General features: G+C 39.3%; 17 protein-coding genes, 2 tRNA genes, 1 other RNA gene and 1 other annotated feature. Of the genes, 4 read left to right on the top strand and 16 right to left on the bottom strand.

Annotation, left to right across the window (positions count from 1 at the left end; all coding sequences use genetic code 11):
• Positions 1-165: 165 nt before the first annotated feature.
• The 3 genes from R2876_04940 to R2876_04930 all read right to left on the bottom strand — a co-directional run bounded on the left by R2876_04940 (position 166) and on the right by R2876_04930 (position 502).
• Positions 166-239, bottom strand: a tRNA-Gln gene (locus R2876_04940).
• A 4-nt stretch (positions 240-243) separates the two neighbouring features.
• A non-coding RNA gene (ssrS, locus tag R2876_04935) (6S RNA) lies at positions 244-421 on the bottom strand.
• A 4-nt stretch (positions 422-425) separates the two neighbouring features.
• Positions 426-502: transfer RNA gene (locus tag R2876_04930), tRNA-Val, on the bottom strand.
• 207 nt (positions 503-709) lie between these two features.
• Here R2876_04930 and R2876_04925 point away from each other — a divergent pair.
• On the top strand, positions 710-1,213 hold the full coding sequence (locus R2876_04925; protein ID MEZ4357958.1) for a DUF4364 family protein: 504 nt from the start codon (positions 710-712) through the stop codon (positions 1,211-1,213).
• Here R2876_04925 and R2876_04920 read toward each other — a convergent pair.
• From R2876_04920 to R2876_04875, 10 genes are all read right to left on the bottom strand, one after another.
• The gene (locus tag R2876_04920; protein ID MEZ4357957.1) at positions 1,205-2,119 is read right to left on the bottom strand and encodes a hypothetical protein; all 915 of its coding nucleotides are present in this window, start codon (positions 2,117-2,119) and stop codon (positions 1,205-1,207) included. The genes R2876_04925 and R2876_04920 overlap by 9 nt on opposite strands.
• A gap of 63 nt (positions 2,120-2,182) precedes the next feature.
• Positions 2,183-4,807, bottom strand: a complete 2,625-nt coding sequence (locus R2876_04915) for a valine--tRNA ligase (protein ID MEZ4357956.1) — start codon at positions 4,805-4,807, stop codon at positions 2,183-2,185.
• A gap of 46 nt (positions 4,808-4,853) precedes the next feature.
• Positions 4,854-5,086 (bottom strand) — a binding site (T-box leader).
• Positions 5,087-5,134: 48 nt separating this feature from the next.
• Complete coding sequence (locus R2876_04910) at positions 5,135-5,680, bottom strand: CDP-alcohol phosphatidyltransferase family protein (GenBank protein MEZ4357955.1); 546 nt, start codon at positions 5,678-5,680, stop codon at positions 5,135-5,137.
• 26 nt (positions 5,681-5,706) lie between these two features.
• Complete coding sequence (locus R2876_04905) at positions 5,707-6,582, bottom strand: class II fructose-bisphosphate aldolase (protein ID MEZ4357954.1); 876 nt, start codon at positions 6,580-6,582, stop codon at positions 5,707-5,709.
• A gap of 49 nt (positions 6,583-6,631) precedes the next feature.
• Complete coding sequence (locus R2876_04900; protein MEZ4357953.1) at positions 6,632-7,507, bottom strand: shikimate dehydrogenase; 876 nt, start codon at positions 7,505-7,507, stop codon at positions 6,632-6,634.
• Between the two features lie 29 nt (positions 7,508-7,536).
• Complete coding sequence (locus R2876_04895; protein ID MEZ4357952.1) at positions 7,537-8,067, bottom strand: hypothetical protein; 531 nt, start codon at positions 8,065-8,067, stop codon at positions 7,537-7,539.
• Positions 8,068-8,143: 76 nt separating this feature from the next.
• On the bottom strand, positions 8,144-9,340 hold the full coding sequence (locus R2876_04890; protein ID MEZ4357951.1) for a S41 family peptidase: 1,197 nt from the start codon (positions 9,338-9,340) through the stop codon (positions 8,144-8,146).
• A gap of 45 nt (positions 9,341-9,385) precedes the next feature.
• The gene (locus R2876_04885; GenBank protein ID MEZ4357950.1) at positions 9,386-11,881 is read right to left on the bottom strand and encodes an SMC family ATPase; all 2,496 of its coding nucleotides are present in this window, start codon (positions 11,879-11,881) and stop codon (positions 9,386-9,388) included.
• Positions 11,882-13,039: a DNA repair exonuclease gene (locus R2876_04880; protein ID MEZ4357949.1), complete on the bottom strand. Its 1,158-nt coding sequence runs from the start codon at positions 13,037-13,039 to the stop codon at positions 11,882-11,884.
• Between the two features lie 126 nt (positions 13,040-13,165).
• Complete coding sequence (locus tag R2876_04875; protein ID MEZ4357948.1) at positions 13,166-13,396, bottom strand: helix-turn-helix transcriptional regulator; 231 nt, start codon at positions 13,394-13,396, stop codon at positions 13,166-13,168.
• An 85-nt stretch (positions 13,397-13,481) separates the two neighbouring features.
• Here R2876_04875 and R2876_04870 point away from each other — a divergent pair, with 85 nt between their 5' ends.
• The 3 genes from R2876_04870 to R2876_04860 all read left to right on the top strand — a co-directional run bounded on the left by R2876_04870 (position 13,482) and on the right by R2876_04860 (position 14,436).
• Complete coding sequence (locus R2876_04870; protein MEZ4357947.1) at positions 13,482-13,652, top strand: hypothetical protein; 171 nt, start codon at positions 13,482-13,484, stop codon at positions 13,650-13,652.
• Positions 13,653-13,780: 128 nt separating this feature from the next.
• Positions 13,781-14,227, top strand: coding sequence for a tRNA adenosine(34) deaminase TadA (gene tadA / locus R2876_04865; GenBank protein MEZ4357946.1), 447 nt, complete (start codon positions 13,781-13,783; stop codon positions 14,225-14,227).
• Positions 14,228-14,238: 11 nt separating this feature from the next.
• A complete protein-coding gene (locus R2876_04860) occupies positions 14,239-14,436 on the top strand; it encodes a DUF6485 family protein (GenBank protein ID MEZ4357945.1) in 198 nt (65 codons plus the stop codon).
• A gap of 36 nt (positions 14,437-14,472) precedes the next feature.
• Here the strand turns inward: R2876_04860 and uvrA are convergent, their stop codons facing one another.
• The 3 genes from uvrA to hflX are packed head-to-tail and all read right to left on the bottom strand — an operon-like array spanning position 14,473 to position 21,017.
• On the bottom strand, positions 14,473-17,298 hold the full coding sequence (uvrA, locus tag R2876_04855; protein ID MEZ4357944.1) for an excinuclease ABC subunit UvrA: 2,826 nt from the start codon (positions 17,296-17,298) through the stop codon (positions 14,473-14,475).
• A 4-nt stretch (positions 17,299-17,302) separates the two neighbouring features.
• Positions 17,303-19,264: an excinuclease ABC subunit UvrB gene (uvrB, locus tag R2876_04850; protein ID MEZ4357943.1), complete on the bottom strand. Its 1,962-nt coding sequence runs from the start codon at positions 19,262-19,264 to the stop codon at positions 17,303-17,305.
• Positions 19,257-21,017 carry a GTPase HflX gene (gene hflX, locus R2876_04845; GenBank protein MEZ4357942.1) on the bottom strand — a complete coding sequence of 587 codons (1,761 nt, stop codon included), beginning with the start codon at positions 21,015-21,017 and terminating at the stop codon, positions 19,257-19,259. The genes uvrB and hflX overlap by 8 nt, the downstream gene beginning before the upstream one ends.
• Between the last annotated feature and the right edge of the window lie 79 nt (positions 21,018-21,096).

Raw genomic sequence — 21,096 nt, 5'->3', positions numbered from 1 at the left:
TATTAACATATTTAATAAATACAATTTATATCCTAAATCTATAAATAGCAAGAAAAATTTAAAATCTAATTAAATTATCTACTAAAATCAAATTTTTATAGTGACAAAACATGTAATTAAATAAAATAAAAAGCCGCTGAAACATTTCTTCCAGTGGCCTTTTCATGGCAGCGGGACTAGGATTCGAACCTAGACAATACGAGTCAGAGTCGTAGGTGCTGCCATTACACAATCCCGCTAAATCATGATCCCGAGGTGCCGTTTCGCCCGTTTAAATACCTGCTCTAGCAGGTGGGTGCACCGCCTCGAAGCTCCGCCTTCCTATGCAAGTAGGCCTGGCGTCCTTTCGAAGGACAATTGCTCCCGTATTTATAACGAAGGTTTTAAACAATAGGCTTAAACACGCACACCGCAGGATGAACTTGTGGTGGGGTTAATTGGGCTCGAACCAACGACCTCTACGATGTCAACGTAGCGCTCTGACCAGCTGAGCTATAACCCCATATACCCCATGCGTGTATTTTATATTATACACATTTTAAACCTATTTGCAAGAGTAAAAGAGTCATTATTTAGCTAAAAACTTTACTGGTACCGTTGGCTTTTCACCTTTAATATTCTTTTCGTTTACCAAAAAATTATTCCAAAAGCTTTAGTTTTGTTTTTATGTTTTAAGTGCTATAATTAAGCCATGGATAATAAATTAGACATGCCAGTTGAAAAGTTAATAATACTTTATCTTTTAGATAAATTAAATTTTGGGATATCAGATCAGCAGCTGATTGAAATCGTGATAAGGCAGAATCTAATGTCCTATTTTGATTTGACAACATCAATTGCAGACCTCATTCAAGGCGGCATGGTCAAATGCAATGAAGCTACCATGAGAAAGCTCTATTTGATAACCGAAAAAGGAAAGACTACTCTTAAATTCTTTGAAAAGGAACTGCTTTTATCAAAGAGGACTTTGATAGATGAATTTTGCAATACAAACAAATCGGATCTTCAGCTCGAAGCAAGCCTTTTCTCCGATTATGTCTATTTAGGGAACGGTGAATACAGGGTCATTTTAATGATATTTGAAAAATCCTCCGCTATATTTGAATTATCTTTCAGGGTCTTTTCCAAAGAAGATGCCAAAAAAGCCATAAGCAAATGGAAGACAAATGCTAAGGAAATCTATAAAAACATATTTAATACGCTGTTACAGTGAAGCTATGCACATTCCCCTCGGCTCACTTAATGTACGTATTTTTTTTTGTATATTCCCGTCTTCGTCCATTCTAATTAAATACCCGTCTATTATACAGCTTAAATATACGCCTTTGTTAAAATTAATTAAAAAATCTGGCATTTCTGGCGTTTGAATACGTTTAATAAGCTTTTTTTCTTTTGAGGATATTATATCTACACTTCTGTTTCCAGTGTTTGCAACAAATATATTCCCATTTGATGCAACGCAAACGCAAGATGGCATCTTATTTACTTTGATACTCTTTAAAATACTTCCGTCTTTAATGAAGTGAAAGTTGCCCTGAGTCAAGTAGCCCTCCTCCGAACATGCCGCCAGAATAAATTCATCCATAAATGCAACTGCATTTGGGTATTCCTTTAAATCTATCTCATCAATATGTTCAAGGGTTTTAGTATCGTATATGCGTATCTTCTTGTTATAAAGGCAGGCAGCTGCCAACTTTTGCTTCTTTGAATCTATGGCCATGCTTATGGGAAAACTGCAGGCAGGTACTGCATTTATTACGTTTAGGCCTTCATCAAGTGACAGTATCGTATCTGTTTCTCCACAGCATATAATTATCCTTTTATCAGCTGCCACTATATCTGTCGGATATGGACATACTGAAACCCTCTTTATCTCTTTAGTAAGTGCATTTATCTTGCATATGCTTCCATCGGCAGAATTAGCTGTATACAAATACCCGTTAAGCCATGCTATTCGTTTAGGCTGTATTTTGGCCGAGGATTTTAAATTTATCGCGTCGGATAAATTTAGATCTTCATCATAGCCTAAAATCGTATCTTCACCTGCCGAGACGATATATAACCTGCGATTTTCTCGGGTTATACCGATATCACTTGATTCAGAAAGATATTTTTCCATAAAAAAACCCCTCAACTTATTGTACTTTATAGTATGAGGGGAAAAATATTTAGGTTCTTTGTCCTAAAGTTTTTTTGCATCTTTAAGCCTTTGGCTTAGCTGTTGCTCAAGTTCTATATAGCTGCTTAGTTTCTCCTTTTCAGCATCTACGACATTTTTAGGTGCCTTATTTACAAACCCAGGATTTTCGAGCTTTGACTTTGCCCTTTTTATCTCGTCTTTTATATGCTCTCTCTCCTCTGTCATCCTTGCGATTTCTTTCTCAATATCTACCAACTCTCCAAGAGGGATAAATACCTGTGCCAGCTCTTCGGTTATCGAAAGCATATCCTTGCTGTTTAACGGTTTATCGATATATTCAACATCTGATGCAAATGCAAGGCGATTTAGGTATAAACCGAACTCTTCTGAGAATTTTCCGCCTTTGGAAAATACAAATACCCTCGTCTTTTTAGCAGGAGGTACATTAAGTTCCGCACGTGCATTTCTGATAGAGCGGATAAGCTTTATAAGCTGCTCCATTCTGTCTGCCGCAGCGCCTATGTCGCCGTAGCCTTTAACTTTCGGCCAGTCGCTTATCATTATGCTTTTTTCTCCTGTCTTAAATGCCATAAATATCTGTTCTGTTAAAAACGGCATGAACGGATGCAGAAGTTTTAAGGTATTAAGTAAGACTTTTGTCAAAGTATAACAAGCCGTCTTTTTGCTCGTTGGCTCATCTCCCAAAAGGCGCGGTTTGGATAGCTCTATATACCAATCGCAGAACTCACTCCATAAAAAGTCGTAAATCTTTTGTGCTGCAAGCCCAAGTTCAAAGGACTCCATATGGTCCGTAACTTCAGTTATAACACTGTTTAGCCTGCTTAAGATCCATTTGTCGGCATCTGCTAATTCAATTCCCTCCTCATCAAACATCTCACCGTTTGTATTCATCAGTACGAAACGAGAGGCGTTCCAGATCTTGTTTCCAAAATTCCTTGCGGCCTCTACCTTTTCATAGTAAAACCTCATATCGTTTCCTTGGCTTACTCCGATAGCAAGGCTGAAGCGAAGCGCATCTGCCCCGTATTTATCGATTATCTCAAGCGGGTCTATACCGTTGTTTAGCGATTTAGACATCTTTCTACCCTGAGAATCCCTGATTATTCCATGTACACATACCTTATCAAATGGTATTTCGCCCATGCACTCAAGCCCAAACATTATCATTCTGGCTACCCAGAAAAATATGATGTCATACCCCGTAACCAATACATTAGTCGGATAAAAGAATTTTAAATCTAAGGTATCATCCGGCCAGCCGAGTGTTGAAAACGGCCATAGCCCGGAAGAAAACCACGTATCTAAAACGTCTTCGTCCTGCTTAATATTTTTACTGCCACATTTGGTGCATTTAGTTACTTCGTCTAATGAAACAATAGTCTCTTTACAGTCTTCACAATAATATGCGGGTATCCTATGCCCCCACCAAAGCTGCCTGGATATACACCAGTCTCTTATATTGTTCATCCAGTTAAAATAAATTTTGTTAAACCTCTCCGGTATAAATGAAATATCACCTTTTTCAACTGCTGCTATAGCCGGCTTAGCAAGTTCTTTCATGCTTAAAAACCATTGCCTTGAAATAATCGGCTCCACTGTTTCGTGGCAGCGGTAACACTGCCCAACGTTGTGTTTAAGAGGCTTTATGTCAACTAAAAGGCCTTTTCCCTTTAGTTCTTCAACTATTTGTTTCCTTGCATCGTCTTTATAAATTCCGGCGTACTTTCCGCCCTCGTCATTTACATATCCATCGTCTGTTAGTATACGTATTATAGGCAGGTTATGCCGAGCTGCAACTTCAAAGTCATTAGGGTCGTGTGCCGGCGTTATTTTAACTGCGCCTGTACCAAACTCCATATCTACATAATCGTCTGCAACAACTGGTATTTCCCTTTCCATTATAGGCAAAATAACGCTTTTTCCGATAAGGCTAGAAAACCTCTTGTCATTTGGATTAACAGCAACTGCAGTATCTCCAAGCATCGTCTCCGGCCTTGTAGTAGCAACGATTACGCCTTCGCCGTTATTAGGCGCAGGATAGCGGATATACCATAAATAAGAATCCTGTTCTTCGTATTCAACTTCTGCATCTGAAAGCGCTGTTTTACAGCTCGGGCACCAGTTTATTATCCTGTTTCCACGGTATATAAGCCCCTTTTCATAAAGGCGTACAAATGCGGTTCTAACTGCTCGGGAAAGCCCTTCGTCCATAGTGAACCTTTCACGTGACCAATCGCATGAAGACCCTAATTTCTTAAGCTGCTCAACTATCCTTCCGCCGAACTTTTCCTTCCATGCCCATGCACGCTTTAAAAATTCATCCCGTCCTAAGCTTTCTTTGATTATTCCTTCCTGGCGGAGCTGATCAACGATTTTTACTTCCGTCGCTATACTTGCATGGTCCGTCCCCGGCAGCCATAAAGCCGCATACCCCTGCATACGTTTGAAGCGGATTATTGCATCCTGCATCATGTTGTCAAGAGCGTGCCCCATATGAAGCTGCCCCGTTATATTAGGCGGCGGCATAACTATCGTAAACGGCTTTTTGCTAAAGTCCGGTTCGCACTTAAAATATCCTTTTTCCATCCACTCCTGATAGAGTGTAGATTCTGTCTTTTTTGTCTCATATGTCTTTGAGAGCTGCATTCTTGTTTCCTCCTAATTAACTACCTTAAAAACAAAAAACCGCCCATAAAAGGGCGATTAATAAATCACGGTACCACCTTTTTTATAGGCATTTTATTTTTGCCTATATCTCATTAGTTTTTATGCTTTAACGCGCACCAGCGGCATATACTACTAAGATTCATATATACATATATTTGCAAGCGACTTTCAATATCCTGATGCAAGGGCCTCTCACCTTTAACCCCTCTCTTATATGCATGCAAAAGATATCTACTCCTCTTGCGACATTATAAATATTTAATTTATTATATTAGACCAGACTAAACATAATTTGTCAATTATTTTTTAAGGCAATTCACCTTTATCTTTAATCCTTCTATATACATTTAGATAAGCATACTGTAAAAAGGCTATTGCCAGCATTACCAATGATATATACATTAATATCTCATTAAACGGTGCAGTATATTCGTATAAGAATGAAAGGATTATTGCACAGTTAAACATAAATGCTGCTATCTTGCCCACGATGTTTGCTGGAGCTGCAATCCCTTTTCTAACAAATATTATACCGCCAAGTATCATGGACAATTCTTTTATAGCAACGAGAATGAATACGAAAAACGGCAAGATTCCCTTCAGGCAAATTATATATACCATAAAAAGCGCCATTAATTTATCGGCAAGCGGGTCTATCATCATACCTGCTTCGGATATCATGTTAAACTTTCTTGCTATATATCCGTCTAGCACATCTGTGATGCATGCAGTAGTAAAAATTATCATAGCCCAAATATAATTCTCATTTGCAGCAAAAATAGTAGCCGGAAGTATGAGTATTATCCTTATCATAGTAAGTATATTCGGTATTGTAAGTTTAAATTTAATCAATTAAACCTCCGATAATGCTCTTAGTCTTAAATTCTCTTTAATTCTTTCGGTATCTTATTGTCGCTTCCAAATATTGTTATGTGATCTAAAATAACTTTTTTTACATTGTTTAAACAAAATGAATCTAATTTTATCGGGTTGCTTTCATCCGGATTCTGGCTGGTATACTCGCCCATGCCGCGGCAATACGCTATCTTTATCGCCGTAGATATATTTATCTTGGATGCTCCGGTTAAAATAAGCCGCTTGAATTCCGCTTCTTTTAAACCCGTGCCGCCATGTATAACTATCGGTATATTTGTTTTCTTAACGATATCGGCTAAAAGGGAATAGCGGATATTAGGTTCATCTGTATAAAGCCCATGAGCAGTTCCTATTGCCGGCGCAAGTACATTTACTCCGGTTCGCTTTATAAACTCTAGGCAGGAATCAATTGTTGCAAGCGCCGCCTCAGAACCTAAAACGTGTATATCATCTTCAACGCCTACAATAGCGCCAACTTCGCCCTCAACTGTTACCTTTTTGTCTAAAGAATAATCTACTATACGCTTCGTTATTGCGATATTTTCACTAAAAGCAAGTTTGGACCCGTCAAACATAACAGAGGACCAACCTGCATCTATAGCGTCCATTACCATTTTCTCGTCTGTGCAATGGTCTAAATGTATGGCGACCGGAACTGAAGCAGCCATAGCCATAGGCTTTAATATGTTCATTAAAGGAATTATTCCAAAATGCTTAACCGTAGCCACAGAAGTTTGAAGTATCATAGGCGAGGCCGTTTGTTCTGCTGCCAAAATCGCAGCCCTGGCTGTAAGTTCATTAACTATGTTAAAAGCACCTACAGCGTATTTTCCCTTTCTCGCCGTCTTTAATATATCTAGCATGGCAACGTATGGCATTTTAAAAACTCCTCCTAATATATATACCGTAAATCATAATATCATACTTTTAATATTTTATTATTTTGCCGGCTTCATCAACCAGCTCCTCGCTTATATCCTCTCCCGGAAAAAACTTCTCGATTATCTGCTTAGACTGGCAATAAACCATTCTAAGGCCATTCACAGTCTTTAAGCCTCTTTCCCTTGCCTTCTTTAAAAGGCTGGTTTCCTTAGGGTTATAGATAAGGTCCGTTACCACTGCATTTTGCGGCAATTTATCTATAAAATCCAAATAATCATAGTCTTGTTTCATTCCAGTTAAACCAAGAGACGTGGTCTGTATTAGAAGAGTTGTATTTAGCGCAAACTTGTCCATATTATCATTGTTAAGCGCACCGGCTTCGCATTTTATCCCCGTATGTTCACTGACCGTTTTAGCAAGGTCTTCCGCCTTTTTAACTGTCCTGTTCAAAAAAGTAAAGCTACTGGGTTTCTCTTTTGCAAGCTCCGCCGCAATAACGCCTGTTACACTCCCTGTCCCTAAAAACAAAACATCCCTGCCGGCAGCTGAAACCCCTTCTTTTCTAAGACCGGTAGCATAGCCTTTTCCGTCATAACAATAGCCGTGCATCTTCCCATCGCGTATTATAACTGCATTAACGCAGTTGTAGATGCGTGCCGTTTCGTCTATATAATCTAAATATGGTATAATTGCGGATTTATGCGGCATGGTCAATCCAAAGCCCTTTAAATTTAAAAGCTTTGCAGCCTTTATAAAATCGCCAAGTTCTTCTGGTTTTATTTCGAACGGGATATAAAGTGCATCTTTTTTCAGCATTCTAAATACTTCATTATACACTATAGATGATAATGAATGTTCAAGCGGATACCCTATCAAAGCAAAGACACTTGTTTGCATGCTGAAACTTACATTATCCGCCATTTGGTTTTTTCTCCTCAATTGAATATTACCTAAGATTGTTTAAACATAGGCTTTAGCGCCGCTACAACCGGTAAAGACAGTATTCCACCAGCCATTGCAGTTATGATCTGCGGCCATGTGAAATTTAACTGAACGACAGGAATTGCAGCTTCCGGCAGCCCAAAAACTGATATACCCACAACAGCTACGCCTACCCATAAAATAGCTGTCTTTAATATAGCACCAAAAGTAAAACCTAAAATTTTAGATTTTTCATATAATAGACCGTAAATAATTACTATAGCCATATTGCCTATAGCAATGAAGGGCACTACCCAAAAAGCGGGCACGCTGCTTTGCAAAAATGCCACGATCGGAGCGGCCAGGCTTATTATAATGCCCGAGAATATTCCTGCTCCTGCTGTAGCAACGAGTAAACACAAGTTTACAAGTGTACCTACTAAGAGCTGCGTGACTATAGTATTAGGCAAACCTAAGATAACTCTTAGCATCTGAAATACTATAGTTAAAGCAAGCATTAATGCTGTTATTGTAATAAACCTTATTCCCTTTACCTTCATGTGTGTCCCCCAATAAAATATAGTCTTTTTTAGAAATATTATACGCTATTTTGAGATTTTATCAATATTATATCCTTTAATTACTTATCTGTTCAAGCAAGAGTTGATGTGCGGTATCAAGCTGTGTATCCTCATCTCCGGTGTTTTCGACCTCCACGTTAGGTGTAATTCCGTTTCCCTGTATCAGCTGCCCGCTCTTGGTATAATACGTTGCAGTTGTCACTTTAAGGCCTTCCTTAGTTGATGGTATAGAGAATATAGTCTGTACTATACCTTTGCCAAAAGTAGTTTCCCCAACTATTGTAGCGCGCCCATAATCCTTAAGCGTTCCGGCAAAGATCTCCGATGCTGAGGCAGAATGCCCGTTTGTTAAGCATATCATCGGTATATCTTCACTATTTTCGTCTGAATTCCATTCTTCCCTGTTCCCATTTTTATCAACGGTATATACTATTAAGCCCTCAGGCAGCAGGTAATCGAGTATCTGGGTAACAGCGGAAAGAGACCCTCCCGGATTATTGCGGACATCTACTATAATTCCCTTTGCACCGGCAGACTTAGCAGCATTTACGGCATCTATAAACTGCTGTTTTACCTCCCCGTTAAAATGTGTTATATGTATGTATCCTATACCGTCTTCATCTACGTCTTCTGTTTCTACCATGTCCATTTCTACATCTGTCTTTTCAACATTGAACGTATACTCGTCTCCATCGCGGCGGACAACTAAAGCAACATTACCTGTTGCATTGCTTATCATGTCTACAACCTCCTGCAGCGTCTTCCCTTTCACTAAAGAGCCGTTTATCGAAACTATTATATCCCCCGGCTCAATACCGGCCTCACTGGCCGGAGAAGAAGAATAAACAGTGGTAATCTGTAAATCCCCATCGCTGTTTGTAAGTACAGCTATGCCGATACCGTTATATTCTCCGTCCATCTGGCTTAAAAGATCCGCGTATTCCTCTTCCGTATAATATACGGTATATTCATCTCCTACGGCCGCAGCCGCACCTTTTAATACCTGTTCAAAAATTTCGTCTGTATCTACGTCTTTATAATAATTATTAGTTATAGTTTCTATAACATAATCTAGTTCCGCATATTTCTTTAAAAGCTCATATTTTTCCGGAGAAACATACCGGTCACCGTCTTTATTCGGGATATACACTATCAGTGCATATGTTAAAACTGCTGTTACCAGAAGCGTTATTGCACAAGTTATAGCGCAGTATTTAAAGACCCTTTTTTTGCTTGTAAATTTTTCATCCATAGCTTAACCTCTACATAGTTTTTAAATATTATATTACTATATAAACTATAATATAATTATCTCATCTGTAAGGCTGTCAAATGTATCGTCGTGGCTTACTAAGAAAACCTGCTCGAAGCCACTTAAAAGCGTCTTGAATGCATCGGATAGGTTCTCACGCCTAGTTACATCTAGATTGTCAGTCGGCTCGTCAAAGAACCCGAAATTAATGCCAAGCGATTTTAAAAGGCTCATTCTTATAGCCAGTGCGGCAGTCATCTTCTCTCCGCCGGAAAGCTGCCTGAAATACCGCTCTCTTCTTTTCCCGCCGAAGTTATCTATTAATAAAACGTCGTAATTATCTGTAAATTCAAGGTTCACCGCTTTTTTCGATACGGATTTGTACATACTGTCCGCCATAGACTGTACTTTCACCCTAAATACTGCGGCAATTTTAGGCCCTGCCTCTTTTAATACGCTTCGTATATCTGTTAAGAGCCTTTTGGCTCCCTCAAGATTCACCTTTTTATCTTCGAGCTGCTTTAGTTTATCTTGTGCCTCTTTAGCCTTTTTAAGCTCTTCTTCCATGCGCTTAATTTCACTTTTTAAAAATAAAACGGCACTCTTGCTTTCTCCCAAGTCCATTGCGCTTTCACGAGCTTTTGTCTGCCAGTATTCCTGCTTCGCCATATTATTAAAATCAATTTTACCGAAAGCAGCTTCGGTTTTTAAAAGCTCGCCTTTTTTATTTTCTATATCCTTTTCCTCTGTAACAATGCTTTTTGCGCTTTCCTCGTTTTTAAGCAAGGTTTTCCTCATCTTTTCAATACTTCCGTTAAGCGCCTTAGATTCTGCCGTTAAACGCATTTTTTTATCTGATATTGTCCGCTCTTCTTTTCTTGCTTTTTCTATTTTCTCCTGTTCAAAAAGATATAGCTTTTTTATAAAAACTTCAAATGCATTTACAGAAGCTACAAAAGCATCTGCGCTGATGTCGTCTCCTTTTTTTATCGCCTCGTTCAAATAGGCAGATTTTTTTAGTATATCTTCAATTTCGTCTTTTATAAAACCATCTTTAACATCAACTGCGTTTAAAATTTCTTTTGCCTTTCCTGCAATATCCCACGAAGCCGCACGCGAAATCTCACCTATGGTTTCATTTTTTAACTGGTTAGACCTGTTTAGATAATCTTCGTAAGATTTTTCAGCTTTTTTTAAACGAAGGCGGGCCTCTTCTATATCCGGCAGCTGCTTTAACTTTAAGTTGATTTCAGCTTGCTCTTCAATTAACTTTTCTATCTCTAAATACAAATCCGTATTTAATGAAACACTTGCATTAGAAGCCTTATCACATTTTTCATTTTCATAAAAAGGGCAAATCCCTAATTTTAACTTATCTTCATGCTCTTTTATAAGGTTTCTTCTTGCCTTTAGCGCTATAAGCCTCTCAGTTATACCTTTTTCTCTCTCCTTTAATGTAAGGACTTCTTTTTCTTTTCTTAAGTCTTCCTTTGCAGCCAAAAGTTCATTGTTAAATTCCTCGGCCGATTTAGCCGCATTTTGAGCGGCGATCTGCTTTGAAAGCACCTTTTCATTTATAAACCTGTTTACGCTGTCGGCCGTCTTTTGCGCGTTTGCGAGCGTTTCAAATATGCCCTCTTCCTTTTTTAACTCTAGGCTTTTATTCTCGTGTTCCAAAGATATTATTAATAATTCTTTTTCATAATCTTTAAGGCGCTCTTCATCTTTAACGAGTAACTCGCTGTATTCTTCCTGCTCTTTTTTTATCCTTGCTTTTTCGCTCAATATCTTTTCTATACGACGGTCTAGCAGCTGCCATTCCTTAGCCAGATTTTCAAAATCCCGGTACTGTTTTTCCTTTGAGCTTAGCTTTTTCTCTGCTTCGCCTAATTCTTTTTCCTTAGCTGCAATGTTTTCTTTTGTCTCTAAAGTCTTGCCTGCCTGAGGTGCTAAATACTCTATGTCTTTATTAACTAAATCTATTCTTTTATCTGTCTCTTTTATAGAATCAGACATCTTATCATAAGTCTTTTTATACTCCTGCACGCCAAAAATACGGTCAAACGTCTTTATTCTGGCAGACGGCGCATCTTCGAACGGGCGCCTGAAATTACCTTGGCGTATACCTATTACTTCGGGGAATATCCAGTCTGGTGAGGCCATCGTTGATAACCCGACAGCAGAAGAAATAAAACTTTGCACTTCTTTTGAAAGAAGCGTAAGCGGAGTATCTTCACCGTTTTCATATATACGCCAGAAATCCGTTCCTTTGGCGCTTATTTGCTTTTTAACTAAAATCTCGCTGCCGTCTTTTGCGGTAAATGTGATTTCGATAAGGCCTTTGTCCTTACCGTATTGTAAAAGGTAATTACCAATAGTATCGTCAAATTCCGTGCCAAACAGGCAAAAGCCGATGCTTTCAATGATAGTAGATTTTCCTGCACCATTTTCGCCTTTAATAAAGTTGACCCCTGCTGACGGAAAAATCTCTATCTCATCAAAAGAACGTATGTTTTTAAGGTAAATACGCTTAATTATCATCTATATTTCCCCCAGCAAACTTAAAGCATCGTCTACTATTTCTTCCGCTAAAACGCCTTCCTTTAGCCCTATCGTAAATTCAGTTAATTTTTTCGCCGCGTCCTCATCGTACCCTTTTTCAAAATACATGTTAAATAAAACATCTTTTTCTATTTCCGGCTTGTCCGCAAAAGTAAAAGCCTTGCCGTCGCTCCCTATAACGTGTGTATTTATGGTAACCGATACTGCTTGATACTTTTCTTCTATCTGTTCTGTCAGCAAAACCGTGTCTACATTTTTAAGCGTCAATTCATTATCGGAAAAAAGCTCTATATTTATGACAGGCTCTTTTGGATCTGTTATTTTGTCGGATAATTTTTTAAAAACACTGTCCGTAGTATCGTCTTTATAAACCTTTTCCTCTAAGAACAAATGTTCCCGTGGTAAGACGGGTATAAACTCAACACCGCTATCCGTATCTATAAATAAAAATCCCTTTTTATCCCCGCGCTTTGCCTCTTCTATACTTACGTATTCTATAGACCCAGGGTTATATATATTTTCAATGCTGTAATGTTTGTGTATATGCCCCAAAGCCAAGTAGCTGCCTTTGCCGGCCAAAGATAAAAGCTGTTCTTTTTCAACGCCTGCCATATCCTCTGCTATCTGCCCTATAAGCGCAGCATGCAGTAAGATTACCGTAAATTTATTGGCCTTGTCTACCGAAGATGTGAACTCCTCTATACGTTTTTTAGTTGCTGCCCCGTTATACCCAAGCCCGATTATCCGGTAATCATCTGTCTCTAAAATTGCATTTGAAATATCTGCCCCGTCAGGCGTTAGATCCGGTTTTAAAAGGTTTATAAACCCATTGTCGCTTAAGTAGCAAAGCCACGAGTCTTTTTCCAGATAATACGCCCTATCGTGGTTCCCTTCCGTTGCATAAAACGGTATACCCGCCTCTTTTAAACGTGAAAGCAGGTTTACAGATTTATTAAGCGTTGTCGCGTTGATCATCTTGGTATCAAAAAAATCACCTGCGCAGACTATAAAATCAGCCTTTTTTTCAATTGTGTAGTCTATAATCTTTTCAAAGGCAGTAAAAAAATCTATGTATCTTTCAGATTTAGAATTTTGATATTTTCCAAGGTGGATATCCGCTAAATGGATGAATTTCAAAATAGAATTGCTCCTTTTGCCTGTGTTTTCTTATATTATACTTTATTTAACCTCTTGCTTCAATTTATAAGCGTATACTTTAATAAAACTAAATAACTTTAATTCAATAATTTTAAAAACAATATATTAATTGTTCTTATTGGCTCTCTTATAGGGAGTTTTTTCATTTGTAAGACCCAGTAGATAATCTATACTGGTATCTAAGGCAAGTGCTATTCTCTTACATTGTTCAACGGTATAATACCTTTTACCCGTCTCAATTTTTGAGTAATCACTTTGGTCAATGCCAGTTAACTGCTGCATTTTTATTTGCGTATATCCTTTCTCAATTCGCAGATTTCTCAAACGGTTCTTCATAATTATCACCTCATAATAATTATGTCACTTTGACCTATTGATTTTAGGGTTTTATTGACCTATAATGTGATTGAGGTGATAATTAATGCCAGATTATAAAAAAATGTATTTTGAGCTATTTAATACCATTACAGCTATAATCAATCAGCTTCAAAATGCTCAGCGTGATGGAGAAAATACGTATATGGCAGATAACAATTCTTCTTCAAAAATTTTACCCAACCGTATTGATGAAAAACTAAAAAGCAGTGAGTAAAATAATTGCTCTTTAGTTTAAGATTATAGTTATACTCGTTATTTTTAAAAATTAATACCCCAACAAGCTGGCCTTTACCTTGTCTAAAATAACTGTTATTATATAAATAAAAAGATCAAAGGCCTAAAATGAAAGATCACGAATATTACATGAACATGGCTTTGAAGGCTGCCAAAAAAGCTGAAAAATTAGGCGAAGTACCCGTCGGCTGTGTTATAGTAAAAGATGATAAAATTATATCTAGCGCATATAACCTTCGTGAAAAGCGTAAAAATCCGCTTTATCACGCTGAGATCATTGCTATAAAAAAAGCGGCTAAAAAGCTAAAGAGCTGGCGGCTTTCCGATTGCCGGATTTACGTAACATTAGAGCCCTGCCCTATGTGCGCGGGAGCAATAATCAATGCGAGGATACCTACTGTCATATTCGGCGCATACGACAAAAAAGCCGGTTGCTTCGGTTCAGTATTTGACTTTAGAAATGATTTTAACCATCATCCGGAAATAATTACAGGAGTAATGGAAAACGAATGTTCTGATATATTAAAACAATTTTTTGCTCTTAAGAGAAAGTGAGGTATTTAAACATGTCTTGTGAACACTCAACAATTAAAATCGACTGCAGCTGTACATACAGTTGTGCTCATCATGGAAAATGCTGCGAATGTGTAGCTTACCATAGGAGAAGTGGAGAGTTCCCCGCTTGTTTTTTTAGTAAAGAGGCTGAAAAAACATATGATAGGAGTTTTGAACGTTTAAAACGTGACAGGGAAAAAAGAAGATAATAAAAAAGGCTTCTTAATTAAGAGGCCTTTTTTTTATTATTTTGGCTCAAAAATTTTCTTAAGATATTGCCCGGTATAGCTGTTTTCAACTTTAGAAACCTCTTCAGGTGTGCCGGTAGCTATCACTTCTCCGCCCTTGTTTCCTCCGTCTTGCCCTAAATCTATTATATAGTCTCCGCTTTTGATAACGTCTAAATTATGTTCTATAACTATAACTGTATTCCCCTTGTCTACTAAGCGGTTTAATATACCTATGAGCTTTTTAACGTCGTATATATGAAGGCCGGTAGTAGGTTCGTCTAAAATAAAAAGAGTATTGCCCGTCTGCCTTTTGGATAGATGTGTAGCCAGCTTAACCCTCTGTGCTTCTCCTCCGGAAAGGGTTGTAGACGGCTGACCTAACTTTATATACCCTAAGCCTACGTCTTTTAAAAGCTTTAATTTAGATTCTATTATCGGAATATTCTTAAAAAATTCATACGCCTCGTCTACAGTCATCTCAAGTACATCGTGTATGTTTTTCCCCTTTAAATATACATTTAAAGTCTCTTTGTTATAGCGTTTCCCTCCGCACACTTCGCAATTAACATATACGTCCGGCAAAAAGTGCATCTCTATTTTGATTATGCCGTCTCCGCGGCAGTTCTCGCAGCGCCCGCCTTTGACATTAAAAGAGAACCTTCCAGGAGTGTAGCCGTGTACCTTTGCATCCGGCGTCATTGCAAATATCTCTCTTATTGCCGTAAACAAACCGGTATAAGTAGCCGGGTTACTCCTGGGCGTCCTGCCTATTGGCGCCTGGTCTATAGCAACGACTTTATCTATATTTTCTATACCGTCTATCCTTTTATATTCTCCCGGCCTTTCCTTAAACCCCTTTTCTTTAAGGCATGCCTTTAAAAGTATCTCATTGACTAAAGTAGACTTTCCAGAGCCGGAAACCCCTGTTACTACGGTCATAACGCCAAGAGGAAATTTAACGTTTAAATTTTTCAAGTTGTTTTGCTTAGCACCTACAACCGTTATCTCTCCTTTGCTTTCCCTGCGTTTTTTAGGAAGTGGAATACTCTTTTTGCCACTTAAATATTGGCCTGTAATAGAATCTTTAGATTTCTTTATTTCATCTGGCGTGCCGGCGGCAACCACATATCCGCCGGAAATACCGGCTCTTGGGCCTATGTCTATTATATAGTCTGCTTCCAGCATCGTCTCCTCATCGTGTTCGACAACTATAAGCGTATTTCCTAAATCTCGCAGGCGTTTTAGCGTGGCAAGCAGTTTTTGATTGTCTTTCTGATGAAGGCCTATAGACGGCTCATCTAATATATACAAAACGCCCATCAATCCGGAGCCTATCTGCGTCGCAAGGCGGATACGCTGTGCCTCGCCTCCGGACACTGTACCCATAGCGCGGGAAAGTGTCAGGTAGTTAAGCCCTACGTCACTTAAAAATTTAAGGCGCTCCTGTATTTCCTTTAAAATGCTTTTAGCTATTATCTGCTGCGTTTCATTAAATTTTACCTTATACAAAAATTCGCTTATATCATCTATCGGCATACTGGAGACTTGCGCTATATTCTTACCGCCTATCTTAACGGATAAAACTTCTTTGTTGAGCCTGTCTCCGTTGCAGACAGGGCATACTATCTCATTCATGTAAGATTCTATCTCTTCCTTCATCATGTCAGAGGTAGTTTCCTTATACCTTCTCTCCAGGTTGTTTATAATGCCCTCAAACGAACTTAGGAAAACTCCGCTCCCACGTGAAGAAGAATATCTAATCTTTAGCTTTTCCCCGTTATTACCGTAAAGCAGCATATGCCTTACGTCTTCAGGTAAATCTTTATATGGCGTATCCAGTGAAAAATTATATTTTTCTGCCATCGCCCTGAAATAATTAGCTCCAAAGCTTTCTTCATTAGCTGAGTTAAAGCCGCTAATCCTGATTGCCCCCTCGCTTAGGCTCTTGTTTTTATCCGAGATAACACTGTCCTCGTCTATTTGCATGATTATCCCAAGGCCGTGACAATTTGGACATGCACCGTATGGGTTATTAAAAGAAAACATCCTGGGTTCAATTTCCGGCAGGCTTATTCCGCAGTCTATACATGCAAAGTTCTTGGAAAACATATGTTCCTCACCGGAGGCTGCATCTATAACCTTTAAAAGCCCTCCTGATAGCTCAAGCGTAGTTTCGGCAGATTCAAACAGCCTTCCGGCTATCTCATCTTTAACTTCTATCCTGTCTACAACTATGTCTATAGAATGCTTTTTGTTTTTATCTAAAACTATGTCCTCGTCTAAGGTGTAGTTTATCCCGTCGACTATTACACGTACATAACCCTGGCGTTCATATGATTTTAATTCCTTTTTATACTCACCTTTTCTGCCTCGAACGACGGGAGCCGCGATCATTATTCTTTTACCCGGCATATTAGTCATGATGTTGTCTACTATCTGGTCTACCGTCTGCCTCTTTATCGGCTTGCCGCACTTTGGGCAATGCGGCTGCCCGACACGCGTATATAAAAGCCGCATATAATCGTATATCTCGGTCACGGTGCCCACTGTAGAACGCGGGTTTTTGTTCGTAGTCTTTTGGTCTATCGATATCGCAGGAGACAGCCCCTCGATATTGTCCACGTCCGGCTTGTCCATCTGCCCTAAAAACTGACGTGCATAAGACGAAAGAGATTCGACATAGCGCCTTTGCCCTTCCGCATATATGGTATCGAATGCAAGAGAAGATTTGCCCGAACCAGATAGGCCGGTCAATACTACCAGTTTATTTCGAGGTATATCCACATCTATATTCTTTAAGTTATTTACCCTTGCTCCTTTAATGCTTATATAATCCTTCAATTATTTAAATCCCCTTTTTAAGTGCATCTTTTAATTCAAACAATCTGTCGCGAAGTTTAGCTGCCGTCTCAAATTCTAATTCCATAGCCGCTGCCTTCATCTGCTCTTCTACTATTTTTATCTCTTTCCTTATATCTTCCGGAAGCTCTTTGCCTTTTTCTATCGCATGGGTAGCCTCGATACCCTTTAGAACTTCTTTCTTTATACCCTGTGGTGTAATGTTATGCTCTTTGTTATACTCGCTTTGGACTTTTCTCCTGCGCTCCGTTTCATCTATTGCACGCTGCATAGATTTAGTCACTTTGTCCGCATAAAGTATTACCCGCCCGTTTACATTTCTGGCCGCACGTCCTATCGTCTGGATAAGCGAAGTTTCATTTCTTAAAAACCCTTCTTTGTCTGCATCTAGTATTGCAACCAAAGACACCTCGGGGATATCCAGCCCCTCTCGCAGCAAGTTTATCCCGATAAGCACATCTATCTCGCCCATTCTCAATGAGCGTATTATTTCCATACGTTCAAGCGTCTCAATGTCTGAATGAAGGTATTTTACCTTTAAACCGAGTTCTGAGTAGTATTCAGCCAGCCTTTCCGCAAACTTTTTAGTAAGGGTGGTTACAAGCACCCTGTCTCCCGCCTTTACTACGGAGTTTATTTCTCCAAGCAGATGCTCCACCTGGTTTTCTACCGGATGCAAAACGACTTTAGGATCTAAAAGCCCGGTCGGACGGACTATTTGTTCTACTATCAGATTGTCAGACCTCTTTATCTCAAATTCGGAAGGCGTTGCGCTGACAAAAACGGTTGTCCCTATCTTATTCAAAAACTCATCGAATTTAAGCGGCCTGTTATCGTAGGCGCTTTTTAGCCTAAAGCCATATTCCGTAAGCATGTCTTTCCTTGACCGGTCCCCGTTGTACATTCCCCTTACCTGTGGAAGAGTCACGTGTGATTCGTCTATAAAAAGCAGGAAATCTTCTGGAAAATAATCTAGCAGGGTATACGGAGGCTGCCCCGGCTTTCTTCCGTCAAAATACCTCGAATAATTTTCTATACCGGATATATACCCTATCTCTCTTAACATCTCTATATCGTATAAAGTACGTTTCTTAAGCCGCTCCGCCTCAAGCAGGCGCCCTGTCCTTAAAAACGCAGCAGATTCGGCTTCCATATCCTTTTCTATCTGTTCTAATGCCGGCAACATCTTTTCCCTTTCCGTGGTATAGTGCGTCGCCGGGAAGATTATCACATGTTCGCGTGAAGCTATCGGCTTCTTAGATACGGAATCTATCTCCTTTATAGTCTCTATCTCATCGCCGAAAAACTCTATCCTAACTGCACTTTCGAACGTGTTTGCAGGATAAACATCGACTATATCCCCTTTTACGCAAAAGTTGCCCCTTTTAGGGTCCATGTCGCTGCGCTCAAAGTTTATATCTATTAGATGTCTTATTAATCTGTCTCTAACTAACTTCATGCCCGGCCTAAGTGATATAGACAGTTCATTATAAAGTTTCGGGTCTCCTATCGAATAGATACAGGAAACACTAGAGACTACTATGACGTCCCGCCTCTCGTTTAGTGCACACGTTGCACTATGCCTTAATTTATCTATCTCTTCGTTTATGCTTGCGTCTTTTTCTATGTAAAGGTCGCTTTTGGCTATATATGCCTCCGGCTGGTAATAGTCGTAATACGAAACAAAATATTCAACTGCGTTTTTAGGAAAGTATTCCCTAAATTCACTGCAAAGCTGCGCTGCGAGCGTCTTATTATGGGATAAAACAAGCGCAGGCCGGTTAAGGCTCGCTATAACATTTGCCATTGTAAACGTCTTACCGGAGCCTGTAACGCCAAGTAACACCTGGTCCTGTCTGCCTTCTTTTATGTTTGAAACCAGTTTTTCAATCGCCTCCGGTTGGCTGCCAGACGGAGAATATTTAGATATCAATTCAAACTTATCCATTTACCTCTCCTCCAAGAAGCATCCTTCTTGCTTCCATAATAACCGAACTTTCCGCCGTTACATTAACTAAAGTCCCGCCTTCCTCATAAGTCTCATCTTTTTTTGCCGCATTTTTTGCTATGAAAGAAAGCACGTCTCCTCTGTTGTATGGTATTAGTATCTGCGCTCTTGTCAGTTTACCTAAAAATATCTGTTCTATTTTTTGCATCAGTTCGCAGATTCCCTCGCCCGTCTTTGCCGAAATCAATACTGAGTTTTTCTCCGTAATCTCCGGCTTAAATAAATCTATCTTGTTGTAAACGTATAAAACATCTTTATCTCCTGCGCCGAGTGAAACAAGCAAGTCATCCACTACTTTTCTCTTTTCCAAAATGAGCTCATCTGAAACGTCCATGACATGTAATATCAAATCAGCAGACGTAACTTCACTTAGCGTACTTGAAAATGCGCTTATAAGCTCGTGAGGGAGGTTCTGTATAAACCCTACCGTATCCGTCAGTAAAATCTCCCTTTTGCTTGGCAGCGTTAACCTGCGCGTGGTGGTATCCAAAGTCTCAAAAAGTTTATCCGCACTTCCTACATTTGCATTTGTCATGTAGTTTAAGATAGTAGACTTCCCGGCATTAGTATATCCGACTATAACTACATTTTTAATCCCTACGTCACGTCGGTGCTGCCTAGTCAGTTCCCGCCTTTTTTTAAGGTCAAAAAGTTCCTCGTTTAGCCTGTGCATCCTGTCCCTTATTACCCTTTTATCCACTTCCAGCTTTTTTTCGCCAGGGCCTCTTGTTCCTATACCGCCTCCTAATCTTGACAGGTTCTTTCCCTGCCCTGCAAGGCGTGAAGAATAGTATTTAAGCTGCGCGAGCTCGACCTGTAGTTTGCCCTCGCTGCTGACCGCATGTTTTGCAAATATATCTAATATAAGCGCTGTCCTGTCTATTACTTTAACGTCCCCCAATACCTCCTCCAGATTATTTGCTTCGGCAGGTGATAAAGTATCGTTTACTATGACGGTATCGCAGAAAAGCTCTATACATTTTAATGAAAGTTCTCTTGCCATGCCGGAGCCTATATAGTATTTCTTATCCCGCTCCCTGTTTTGTACAAATCTATCAAGCACTTTTGCTCCTGCCGTAACTGCTAATTTTTCAAGTTCTTCCATGCTGCTTTCACTTGCATTTAATCCAACCAATATCGCAGTTTCCTCATCTTCGTCAACTGTTTTAAGCGAAGTTGACAGCTTGACTCTTTCGTCTGCCGCCAAGATCTCGTCTAAAAGCGCTCTATGCGGCAGTCTGCTTACTAAAAACGGCCCGTATACAACTTCTCTTTCAGGGTTGTCAGAAATATACCCAACAGTCATTGCCTTAGGCTGGCCGTTAAATACGCTTACCGCCGCCATAGCATCTAAACGCGAATCTATGAGTGTTCCGATATCTACCTTAGATAAATAAGGTGAACCGTTTGGATGGGTGTGTACAAGCCTGTAGCCTGAAAGCCCTTCTGCAGCGCGGCGCTTATGAAGCTTCTTAAAGCTTACGGTACCGCTGTCCCCTATTGAAATATCCTCTATCTTTCCGTTTCTGGCTATTAATAGGGATATCTCTCTTTTAAGCCCATCTGATATCAGTGACACTTCTTTTAAAATTTCAACGTCAACAAACATATGCTTATCTTGTTTTAGAAGCATAAGTTCATCGAGCCTGTTTAAAATTGTATTTTTTACTCCAACCGTATTTCCGGATACCATATTTCACCTTAATAAATAAGTTAAGCCAAAAAATATGACTTAACTTATATTATATCATTTTAAAAATTTCTTCTACAAT

It is taken from the genome of Eubacteriales bacterium, assembly GCA_041390245.1.
In the GTDB taxonomy this organism is placed as follows: Bacteria; Bacillota; Clostridia; order Christensenellales; family JAWKQI01; genus JAWKQI01.
This window is presented reverse-complemented; position numbering and strand designations above follow the sequence as displayed.